General features: G+C 62.2%; 11 protein-coding genes and 1 pseudogene. 9 read left to right on the forward strand and 3 right to left on the reverse strand.

The genetic code is table 11. The features are described from left to right. The first annotated feature begins 5 nt into the window (after positions 1–5). From AC1D34_RS26695 to AC1D34_RS26705, 3 genes are all read left to right on the forward strand, one after another. Positions 6–794, forward strand: coding sequence for a S1C family serine protease (locus tag AC1D34_RS26695; protein ID WP_476825832.1), 789 nt, complete (start codon positions 6–8; stop codon positions 792–794). Positions 795–975: 181 nt separating this feature from the next. Next, positions 976–1,164, forward strand: a complete 189-nt coding sequence (locus AC1D34_RS26700; protein WP_441508576.1) for a hypothetical protein — start codon at positions 976–978, stop codon at positions 1,162–1,164. Further along, positions 1,161–1,406, forward strand: coding sequence for a hypothetical protein (locus AC1D34_RS26705; RefSeq protein WP_441508575.1), 246 nt, complete (start codon positions 1,161–1,163; stop codon positions 1,404–1,406). Before AC1D34_RS26700 ends, AC1D34_RS26705 begins: the two co-directional genes overlap by 4 nt. A gap of 208 nt (positions 1,407–1,614) precedes the next feature. Here the strand turns inward: AC1D34_RS26705 and AC1D34_RS26710 are convergent, their stop codons facing one another. The 3 genes from AC1D34_RS26710 to AC1D34_RS26720 all read right to left on the reverse strand — a co-directional run bounded on the left by AC1D34_RS26710 (position 1,615) and on the right by AC1D34_RS26720 (position 4,237). Next, the gene (locus tag AC1D34_RS26710; protein ID WP_476825826.1) at positions 1,615–1,842 is read right to left on the reverse strand and encodes a hypothetical protein; all 228 of its coding nucleotides are present in this window, start codon (positions 1,840–1,842) and stop codon (positions 1,615–1,617) included. 280 nt (positions 1,843–2,122) lie between these two features. After that, the gene (locus AC1D34_RS26715; protein WP_441508568.1) at positions 2,123–2,632 is read right to left on the reverse strand and encodes a DUF4399 domain-containing protein; all 510 of its coding nucleotides are present in this window, start codon (positions 2,630–2,632) and stop codon (positions 2,123–2,125) included. A 12-nt stretch (positions 2,633–2,644) separates the two neighbouring features. Next, a complete protein-coding gene (locus tag AC1D34_RS26720) occupies positions 2,645–4,237 on the reverse strand; it encodes an SUMF1/EgtB/PvdO family nonheme iron enzyme (RefSeq protein WP_476825827.1) in 1,593 nt (530 codons plus the stop codon). A 467-nt stretch (positions 4,238–4,704) separates the two neighbouring features. On the opposite strand from AC1D34_RS26720, the gene AC1D34_RS26725 reads away from it, so the two are divergent. From AC1D34_RS26725 to AC1D34_RS26750, 6 genes and pseudogenes are all read left to right on the forward strand, one after another. Further along, complete coding sequence (locus tag AC1D34_RS26725) at positions 4,705–5,874, forward strand: zinc-dependent alcohol dehydrogenase (RefSeq protein WP_441508566.1); 1,170 nt, start codon at positions 4,705–4,707, stop codon at positions 5,872–5,874. A gap of 317 nt (positions 5,875–6,191) precedes the next feature. Continuing rightward, positions 6,192–7,308: pseudogene (locus tag AC1D34_RS26730) on the forward strand (extracellular catalytic domain type 1 short-chain-length polyhydroxyalkanoate depolymerase). A 397-nt stretch (positions 7,309–7,705) separates the two neighbouring features. Continuing rightward, complete coding sequence (locus AC1D34_RS26735) at positions 7,706–8,161, forward strand: hypothetical protein (RefSeq protein ID WP_476825828.1); 456 nt, start codon at positions 7,706–7,708, stop codon at positions 8,159–8,161. 56 nt (positions 8,162–8,217) lie between these two features. Further along, positions 8,218–9,165, forward strand: a complete 948-nt coding sequence (locus tag AC1D34_RS26740) for a DUF72 domain-containing protein (RefSeq protein ID WP_476825829.1) — start codon at positions 8,218–8,220, stop codon at positions 9,163–9,165. A gap of 252 nt (positions 9,166–9,417) precedes the next feature. After that, complete coding sequence (locus tag AC1D34_RS26745) at positions 9,418–9,807, forward strand: response regulator (protein WP_476825830.1); 390 nt, start codon at positions 9,418–9,420, stop codon at positions 9,805–9,807. 86 nt (positions 9,808–9,893) lie between these two features. Beyond that, positions 9,894–11,077 (forward strand): methyl-accepting chemotaxis protein (locus AC1D34_RS26750; protein WP_476825831.1); only part of this gene is annotated, 1,184 nt, incomplete at its 3' end.

Raw genomic sequence — 11,077 nt, forward strand, 5'->3', positions numbered from 1 at the left:
GGCTCATTCTCACCAACAGCCATGTCGTGCAAGGCTCGGCGCGGGTCGGGGTGCAGATGCCAGACGGGCGGCATTTCGATGCGCGTCTGATCGGCGATGACCCGGATACCGATCTGGCGCTCGTCCATGCCGAACCGCCCGTGAGCCTGCCGACGGGCCGTCTCGGTGACAGCGGGCTGCTGAAGCGAGGACAGATCGCCGTCGCCATCGGCAACCCGCTCGGGTTCGAGGCGACGGTGACGGTCGGCGTGATCTCGGCGCTCGGCCGCTCGCTGCGCGCCAAGAACGGCCGGCTGATCGACGATGTGATCCAGACCGATGCTGCGCTCAATCCGGGCAATTCGGGCGGCGCGCTGGTGTCATCGCGGGGCGAGGTCATCGGCATCAACAGCGCCATGATCATGGGCGCGCAAGGCATCAGCTTCGCGGTGGCGTCGAACACGGCGAGCTTCGTGATGGGCGGCCTCATCCGCCACGGTCGGGTCCGCCGGGCCTCGATCGGCATCGCGGCGCACCCGGCCGTGATCGCCCGTCGCATCCAGGTTGCGGCTGACGTGGATCAGGCGGCGGGCGTCATGGTCGACTCCGTGGAGGGCGGAGGCGCGGCTGATGTGGCCGGCATACGGGCAGGAGACATCATTGTGGCGGTCGACGGCACCCGTGTCTCCGGTGCCGACGATCTCGTGCGCCTGCTGGCCGAGGACAAGATCGGCCGGCCCACCGCCTTCGGACTGCTGCGCAATGGCCGCAGGCAGGTCATTGAGGTCACCCCACGCGAGAGGCGGGGGACATGAAGGCTGTTCCCCTGATGCTTCAGCCGCATGGGCTCACGCAGCAAAACGGATGGACGCGAACTCATTGAAGTCGTTGACGAAGCCGTACTCGTTCGCGAGGCCCCTTTCATCTCAGGAGACACGGGAGGCTCACATGGGACCCTCAGAGGCAGTTGCTTCCGGCCAGGATCTTGCGCTGCGCATGAATGCAGCGTTCCCGCGCCGCGATTGGGTTGCTCTCCTGGCGGAACGGTCGGGAGAGAGTCGTGAGTTCGTCGAATGGCATCTTCAGGAAGACATCGCACCTCCGGAGACGCTGTTGCGCGCAGCATCAGGCCTGCTCGACGAGAACGCCGCCAGCGACAACTCACAAGTGGATTCCCGGACATGACGTTCAGAAACCACGAGGAGTATGAGGCTGCCGTACAGCGCGCCGCCGCGTTGAGCGATGCGCCCGAAGGATCTCCGCAGGCGGACGAGTTCCGTCAGCTCACCGCTGAGATCCGCCGCTGGAATGAGGCGGACGAGGACGAGAACAGTCACGGGCCGGCCCCGCCCCACAGCTTGCTCACGCCGGACGATCTTCCCTTTTCGGGGCTGCCGGGCAATCTCGGGAAGCTCAGGAAGGACTGAGCCGTTCTCAGTCAAATGATCGGATGACTGCCGGTCACAGCGATGGTGGCACCCGAGACGTGGCTCGAACGCGGATTGGCCAGCGATATCCCGTCATTTCGGCAAGCCCGCGCGCCTCCTCAACGATGCCGAGGTACAGGGTTTGCCCAGTGAGGCCGGGCCATCGAGCGCGCGCCTCGAATGCGGTCAGGGGCTGAAGCTGATCTGATCATTTAGTGACGAGGCCGAAAGTCTCAGCAAAAGCGCGGGTGAACTGCTCACTCGAAAAGCGGATGGCTATCGCTGAGTCGTCGATTCCCGCAACCTGATAGGCAATGTCCCACTCGGTCAGCCAAGTATCCATCGCCTGAAGACGAGATAGAAGGTCCTGCCCTTCGATCGGGATGAGGACCTCATGTGTCCGCGGCTGTGCTTCTTCGGTTGGGAAACAATTCATCGCATTGCATGCGGTTTTCGGCTGCGGAATGGCTTGTCGATGTTCAATAGACGATCGAGGGCAGTGTCCGATGCCAGCAAAGGCCCCGCCGGCGGCAAACCTCGGCGGGACCCTAGGCCGTGCGGCTCCTAAGGATGGAGAGCCACCACGCAGAGAAAACGAACTGGTCCCTCGACAGTTTCACCACGACCGGGTTTGTGTTCGCCCAATACCAGAACCATGAAAAGAAGTGCGGGCCGCGGATGGGGCCACCGGAGCACAGGGGTGGGCTCCCTAGACCTTAAGCACCCTTTCCACTGGCCTTCTTCAACGTTCTCGCCGGCGCCGCTGGCAACACAGTTATGGTCACCTTCTTCGAGATGAGCATCGGTTTGAATGGCCGGTGGTCGGGGTCGCCGAGCACTAATTGCAGGGTATGTTTGCCAGGCGGCAACTCAAGCCTCGCCTCAGTCTGCCCTGCACCGAAGTGAAGATGCTTGTTGTCTGACGGAAGCGGCTCGTCCGGAACAATCTCATCGGTGACATCGACCAGAAGGTGGTGATGTCCGGCATTCGGAGCGGAGCTGCCGGCCTGCGTCACGCCCATATTTCGTAGGCCGAACCGCACCCAGAATTCGCCGCGGATCTGCGCTCCGTCCCAAGGATAGATGATGTACAGGCGCGCATCCGGAGATGGCGCCCGTTGCGGTGTGGAGGGCGTTGGGCCCGGCGCTGTCTGCGCCAAGGTTTCGAGCGGGAAAAGGCTGACTACAGCAAAGGCGAGAAAGATGCCGCTGGCGGATCGGCCCATGGAACCCTCCTGTCAGAGCGAGCGAGCTATCCTGAATCCGTGTGCAGGGTAACGGACGCCCGTATCGTAATGGGTCCGGCTCGCTGGCCTCACCGAGACAGCGTTGCTTCGCCAGGAGCCGCCTCTCAGGACATTCTCGCGGCAATTCTCAGCCGTCCGAGGGGAGCCCTCCAACGGCGCATCCCGGTAGTTGGGCAGCCAGCAATCGGCCACCCACTGCGCGACGCCGCCTCCGAAATCGGCACCCCCGAATGAATTGCGTGCGAAACTGCCGACCGGCATCGGAACCTTCGGATCTTGAGGCCCGCCGCAGTCCCTGCAATTGGCGTTGCCGGGTTCGAGCTCTCGCCCCCACCAAAAGCGGGTCGAGGTGCCCGCCCTTGCGGCGTATTCCCACTCCGCTTCGCTCGGCAAACGGTATGGCTTACCGGTCAATTGCGCGAGCCAGTCCACATATTGCTTGGCATCGAGCCAGCTCAGATTGCGGGCTGGCGTTGTGTCGCTTCCGTCGAGCGAGAAGTTGCAGCCCTTTGCGGCCGCGCATCGGTTCCACTCGGCGACGGAGATGGGCGACAGACCGATTGCAAACGGCGAGATGGTCACGGTCCGGATCGGTTGTTCCGAGGAGTCTTCGTCGCTACCCATCCGAAAAGCCCCGCCGGGTATGCGGATCATTTCGGGGCAGGTTTCGCAGTCCCGGAAGCCGGAAGCGGTTTGGATCATCCGTGCAGCAGGAAGGTTCGGAGTCAAAATCGCGACCTGCGGATCTGAAGCTGGGGCGCCAGGCGTGGGATCCGCCAATGGGGCCAAAGGTCTGGCCGCATCCGCATTGTTGCTTGCCGGCGTCTCAACCCGTGAGGCACGGGTAGGTTGGTTTGTCACGGTGACGAGGGGGACGGGCACCCATTGCGGGCGCTGTTCGACTGACACCAGACTTGGCTTTCCGCCGACCAAGTAGCCGGCGGAGTAGAGGCCTGCGACAAGCAGCGCAAATGCTGCCGCGATCCCCGCAGGTATCAAAAATAGGCGTCTTTTTTTCGTCGCGCGAGTGAAGGAAGCCGGATCGGGAAGCACACGATAGATGCGAACAGGATCGGTGATGTTCTTCAGCTTCTCGTCGCCAAGCGACTGATATCCGCAGACCAGCTTATTCTTGATCTGTTCGTAGACGCCGCCTGAGATATAGACGCCGCCGGGCGTCGCTAGCGCCTCCAGGCGGGCGGCGATGTTGACGCCGTCGCCGAAGACATCGTCGGGCTCAACGATAACGTCGCCTAGGTTCACCCCTATCCGGTATTGAAGCCTGTGTTCACGCGGAAGATCGGTGTTCCTTGCCGTCACGGACTGCTGAATGACAATCGCGCATCTCACGGCTTCGAGCGGACTGTCGAACATAGCGAGGAAGCCATCGCCGGTGTTCTTTATGAGTCTCCCGTAGTGCTCTTCAAGTGTGGGATCGACGATCTCGCGGCGAACCTGCTTCAGCCGGCGAACCGTTCCTTCCTCGTCGTGACCCATCATCTGGCTGTAACCAACGATGTCCGCCGCGAGGATAGCCGCAAGCCTGCGATGAGGGTGCGGATGAGCTGGAAACTCTTCGCGCATCACGACCACCACTGTGGATCACACAGCCCCGCCTTATCCATATCAGGTAGCCCATCCAGCGTCGCGAACTTTCCGCTGATCGACGAGCGCTGGGCGTCGCCCTGGCGCTCCGGCAGCGGGCCACGCTCGGCCCGACCTTCACCCGGATGATCCGCGAGGGGGGCCGGAACGCAGCGGACCGGCGGACCGCTAAAGGAAACGCGCGGGAGGCTTTCGAGGAGAGTCGGTATGAAGGAACTCTACCGGGTAGAATGCGGCCGACGGAACGGGCTGCCATGCCTTCACCGTCGGACAAACGGCGCACGCCTTTTTGGCGGAGGTTACCGTGGTCGAGCATTGCTGCCATTTTGGCCGCTGGAATACATCGTACCTGCGGGAACCCTTGCCTCCCGAGCCTGTTTGCCTCTCGGGGCATGGTGGTCGGCATTCGGTTTGCCCGACCTGAAATCAGATGAGGAGGCAAACCGATGCGCGCATTATGCTGGCACGGCAAGGGCGACGTTCGCGTCGATACAGTCCCGGATCCAAAGATCGAGCATCCCCGCGATGCGGTGATCAGGATCACCTGCTGCGCGATCTGTGGCTCGGATCTGCACCTGCTCGACGGGTATCAGCCGACGATGGAGAGCGGCGACATTCTCGGCCACGAGAACATGGGTGAGGTGATCGAGCTTGGCTCTGAAGTCACCAATCTGAAGATAGGCGACCGCGTCGTCGTGCCTTTCACAATCAGTTGCGGCGACTGCTGGTTCTGTCGGCAAGGCTTGTTCTCCGCCTGCGACCGGACCAATCCCAATGCCAAGATCGCGGCGAAGGCGATGGGCCAGTCCCCCGCAGGACTGTTCGGGTTCAGCCATATGCTTGGCGGGTATAGCGGCGGCCAGGCAGAATTTCTGCGCGTGCCAATGGCGGATATCGGCCCGATCAAGGTCCCCGACAGTGTTTCCGACGAGCAGGCCCTGTTCCTCTCCGACATTTTCCCGACCGGCTATATGGCTGCCGAGAACGCCCAGATTCAGGACGGTGATACCGTCGCGATCTGGGGTTGCGGCCCGGTCGGCCAGTTTGCGATCCGCTCTGCCTTCATGTTGGGCGCTGGTCGGGTGATTGCTATCGACGAGGTGTCAGAACGATTGGCGATGGCCGAGACCGGCGGCGCCGAGACCATCAACTTCTCGAAGTTCGACGTCTACGACGAGCTGATGGTGCGGACAAAAGGCCGAGGACCTGACAGTTGCATCGATGCCGTCGGCTGTGAAGCGGCTGGCCACGGCACGGCGGACGCCATCCTCGACAAAGTCAAGGCAGCGACGTTTCTTGCGACGGACCGCGTCCACGTCCTCCGAGAAGCCATCATGTGCTGTCGCAAGGGAGGGACAATCTCGATCCCGGGCGTCTATGTCGGCATGGCCGACAAGATTCCGATCGGGGCCGCGATGAACAAGGCCCTCACGTTTAAGATGGGCCAAACCCACGTCCAGGCCTATACGAAGCCGCTGCTGGCGAAGATCGAGGCAGGCGAGATCGATCCCAGCTTCGTCATCACGCATCCAGCGAGCCTCGAGGACGCGCCCGAAATGTACAAGAAGTTCCGCGATAAGGAGGACGGCGTCATCAAGGTTATCTTGCGACCGTAGTTTTGACCTCCCGTTCCGAACCGGAGGGAAAAGCGTTCCTCACTTCAGCGGAAGCCTCGATCCTGTGAGTACTTCGCTCCTCTACTTCTATTCGGTGCCGAGCCTGCCCCCCGGAACGGGGGGCAGGGGACCTCAGAGTCTGCCAAAGTAGCGACGGGATTGGTCCCACTTGACCGGATTGAAATCGTCGACCGGATTCGCCAAGCGTGCACTCTTGGTTGGAACCGAACTCATTTCATTGTGCATTGCAACATAATGCGACGCGAGCAGTTGAGTTCGTGTCAGCCATCTCGGCATGACCCCAAAGGACAGCCGCGATGCGCAACCTCTCCCACACGATCGCACGCCTGAAATCGGCTCAAGGGACAGCTCACGCTGGCCGTCCCGCACAACCTCACCTCCTGTCTGATCTCGGAGGATTCGGTTCCAATCCGGGGGCGCTGACGGCCTGTAGCTATATTCCCCAGGGCTTGAAGGAACACGCCCCGCTGGTCGTGGTGCTTCACGGCTGTACGCAGACGGCGGCCGGTTACGACCATGGTGCGGGCTGGTCTCAGCTTGCGGACCGACATGGCTTCGCGCTGCTCTACCCTGAGCAGCAGCGGGCAAATAACCCAAACCTTTGTTTCAATTGGTTTGTGCCCGAAGACATCGGGCGGGACTCGGGAGAGGCACTATCGATCGCGGAGATGGTCCGCACCATGGTCGAAGTTCATGGCCTTGACCGGCGGCGGGTCTATATCACCGGGCTTTCGGCGGGATGTCCTTGGTGATGCTCGCGACCTATCCCGAGCTTTTTGCCAGCGGCGCGATCGTGGCCGGCCTTCCCTACGGATGCGCGGCGTCGATCCCGGAAGCGTTCGACCGGATGCGCGGGCATGGGCTTCCCTCGGAGCGGGAACTGGGCCGCGTGTTCGCGGCGCTTCGAACCAACAGGGGACTTGGCCCACGCTCTCGCTTTGGCATGGCAGAGCCGACCAGACGGTCGCTTACATCAACATGGACGCCATCATCGCTCAATAGAGTGGCCTGCATGGGTTGGAGAGTGTGATCCCGGAGCAAAACGCCATCGGCGTGCATGGCCAGCGGTTGTGGCGGGACAAGGACGGCGTCGTAAAGATCGAGGCGTTCAGTATTTCAGGTATGGGACATGGCACGCCGCTCAGTGGCGCGGACGATATCGGCGCCCCAGGGGCATTTATGCTCGACGCAGGGATCTCCTCGACACGGCACATTGCCCGGTTCTGGCAGTTGACCGAGACGGGGTCTGAGGTCTCGTTGACCAACCAGCTCGAGGCAGGGGCGGAGCCCGCAACCAGCAATGAGCGCTTCGACAGCAACATACAGGCCCTGTCCTGGCAGGCTGGGAAAGCTGCCGCGGGCGTCGGAAAGGTAATCGAGGACGCGCTGCGCGCGGCGGGGCTGATGCGCTAGGAGGGGGCTGCAAGGGCAGGGCGGGCTCCTCCGCTTGTGACCTGTGCATCACCAGCGCTCATTGAGCAGGTGCCCGGACGGGACAATTGCCAACTCCTCGCGTGCGGACGAATGGCCTGCTGTAGTCGATCGTGCCCATACGTTGAACCGGAAAGCGGAACATACGCGATCGGTCCAGGTTGAAATCTCGGCTATCCGGAAACGTGAGTTGGGTCGGATGACATCCACGCGGAGCATGGACGCCTCCCCTTCATTGGTTGCCGAGTGGCCGCTCCCGTCTTCCGCGACGCTTGGGTCGTCAGTGCGAGCGAAGGGGATCGAACGCGAAATTCGGGCCCGACTGCCCTGGGCAGCGAGGATGTGCATCACGGCTGGGACGGGGCGTATCGCATTGCGTATGTCAGAGGCCGAGACAGATGTATTCAGGGCCGCTTCGGCGTGCATCACCGACACGCTGGGCGGGATCGCAGGGCTACCCGTACTTCCAAGCGAGGCAGAGGATATTCTGACGATCTCTTCCCGCGAGCGTCACAAGTGGGTGAAAGACGGTCGCCTCAAGAGCATCGGGACACGGACCGTCAAGCTGCGCGGGCGCGCAAAAGCTGTGACGTTCCACGTCTTCGACCCGCAGCAGATCGAGGCCGTGCTTGATGGGGACCTGCCGGCCATCTGGAGAGAGGAGGATGCGCAGGCGCTCGCCGATACCCGGCGGCGTGCGGCGGGGAAGGCCGCGCGGACCCGTGCGGGCAACGGCCAGGGCAAGGCTGGCGACGCCAGAAATGCCCGGGAGGACGCCGCCCGGTCGCAGTTGGACGGCTGGGATGTCTTCGAGGCGGAGGGACTGCTGCGCTAGCAGAACCCCAAACTGGCCATGCAACTTCACCCGCGTAACGGCCGGTCAGGACAATGATGGATTCGCAAGCCGCGAAGCGGAAAGCACCTGGATCCGAAGAACGTCGCGAACGGCGGCGGCTGCACCGAGAGAAGCAGCGGACAGAGAACATTGGGCGCGCCGAAAAAATGCGTGCCGCTCGCCTGGCGGGGACAGTCGCAAAGAGCGGGAATACCTCCTTGGAGGCATCGGTCTATGTCGGCTGCTCGGGATGGTTCTACTGGAAATGGGGTGGACAATTCTACCCGGCGCAGATGCCAACGGGCGAATGGTTCAGCCACTACGCGAAACAGTTCGACACTGTCGAGATCAATGCGTCATTCTATTCGTGGCCAACCGTTGCAAACGTGAGAAGCTGGCTTCGTCAACCTGGCGATCGCAATTTCATCTATACGATCAAAGTATGTGAGCTGATCACTCATATCAAAAGGTTTGAGGGCACCAAGACCCTCGTAAAGGACTTTGGGGCGATAGCCGACATTCTCGGGCCCCGAATGGGCTGCCTCCTTTTCCAGCTTCCGCCGAGCTACAAGTTCACAAAAGTGAGGCTGACCAGGATTCTGAGCCAGCTCGATCCGGCGCGGCGCAACGTCGTGGAGTTCCGTCACGCGAGCTGGTGGAATGAAACGGTGTACGCGGCTTTTCGTGAGACAGGCACGATCTTCTGCTCATGCAGCGGACCCCGCCTTCCGGATGACCTGGTGCGGACCGCCGATGAAGTCTACCTGCGGCTCCACGGTCCAGAACGATGGTACCGGCATGATTATTCAGACGACGAACTGAAAATCTGGGCCGACAAAATCCACGCGAGCGGCGCCAAGAGAGCGTGGATCTACTTCAATAACGACTATGAAGGTTTTGCGCCAAAGAATGCTCTGGCAATGCGGCGCTTGCTCGAAAATCGACTGTCACACGATCAATCGCCTGTTGCCGCCGAGCCTGGCGCCAAGGCACCGGATGCGTAGACTTCTGCTACAGTCTGGCGCCGACCGGGACGGCCCATTCGCCGGGCTGGCCGGGAAGTGGGGGAACTTCCGGCTTTCTGAGGCATTGGAAAAATAACGGTGCTCGCCAGAGCCAATCGCCTCGTTCGAGCGAGGGATGAGTCAGGTGATTGTGGCGCCATTGACGGGGGGCCGTCGGCTTCCTCCGCCGATGGAACTCACCGACCAGTTGCGCGTTCTTGTATGCCGGCGGTGAGCCGTGAGGGGACGCGCATGGTGAAAGCTGAATCTGCAAAGCCGAAAATCCTGATCATTGAGGATGAGCCCCTGATCAGCATGATGCTTGAAGAAATGCTCCTCGACGCGGGCTGTACGGTTGCGGGCAGCGCGCAAACTCTGAAGGATGCGCTTCCACTGGCCGAGACGGCAGATTTCGACCTCGCAATCCTGGATTTGAGTCTTGGCTCCGAGTCGTCCATCCCAGTCGCGGAAGTGCTCGCGCGTCGCAAACGACCTTTCATATTTGCGTCGGGCTACGGCAGCACGGCGTTGCCAGTGGAGCATCGCGATCGCATCGTTCTCGAAAAACCGTTCCATTTTCCCGCGCTGGTTCAGAAATTGGAGCTCGCGCTTCCGGGCTGGGTACCTGTCCCTGATCTTTAGCCCTCGCGCTTGTTGGTGAAGATTTGGCTGCGTAGGTTGCTCTTCGCGCGCGAATTCGGTTGGTCCGTGCATYCTCGAGGTAGACGATGGCGCTGGTGAAGACGACGGACCTCGCAAAGCGGCGGGCCAGTCCGGCTGAACCTCAATCCGAACTGGAAAAACCGGCGAACAAGATCGCTGTTGCGCAGCGTTCCCAACAGCGTTCGCGACTGAGGCAGGAGAAGGCTGCCGAGAGGATCGGCGCGGCGACGGAGCAGCTTGCCAGTGGGATGACACAGGCGGCTGCGGCCTCCGAACAACTGAAGCAGTCGCTCGAGCAGATCGCGGCGGGGGCAGAGGAGGCCGCGGGCGCCGCCCAGCAATCGCTGACGGCAATCGGTACGCTCGGTACGACTTTCACCCAAGCGCGGAGCCACGCGGAAACCGCACGACGCAAGACTGATAACCTGCAAGCGGCAGTGCTTGAAAATGCGACCCAGATCGATGACGCGGCGAAGTCGATTGAAGCCGCGGCGGCACGACAGCGCGCGTCGGTCGAGATCATCGAGAAGTTGCAGTCTCAGGCGACCGGCATTGGCGCGACGACGCAGATGGTTGCCGATATCTCCGATCGCACCAATTTGCTCGCGCTCAACGCCGCCATCGAGGCGGCCCGTGCGGGTGATGTCGGCCGGGGCTTTGCCGTCGTTGCCGATGAAGTGCGTGCGCTGGCCGAGACCGCCGAGCGCACGGCGCGCGAAATCGAAGAGCAAGCCGGCACGATTGGGCGTGAGGTCCTCTCCCTGGCAGATCAGATCAGGTCCGCTGCGAGCGCCGCCGAGCAGCAAAAGGACTTGGCGCGCGCAGTTGCCCATGACCTCTCCGACATCCGGCTTGGGCTTGGTGCACTCTCCGAGCGCAGCCAGATGATTCTGACCTCAGCGATCGAAGCCGATATGGCGGTTCGTGAGGCGGCCCGGGGCGCGGAACTTGTCGCGAGCGCGGCCGAGGAGCAATCTGCGGCAGTTGCGGAAGCTCAGAGGTCGGTCCAGCAGCAAAGTCAGGCGCTGAGCCAGAGTGAGGAAGCCGCGCAGTCATTGGCCACGCTCGCCGAGGATCTCCAGGGCGGCAGCTCGATCGCCGCGGGAAGCGAACAACTCGGTTCGGCGGCCGAGGAGCTTTCGGCGACGGTCCAGGAGCTTTCGGGCGCTGCGGGCGAGATCCTGATAGCGATCGACCAGATCAGCCGCGGCGCGCAGACCCAAGCGGCGGCGACGCAGCAGGCCAATGC

It is taken from the genome of Allobosea sp. P1_A7, assembly GCF_056406775.1.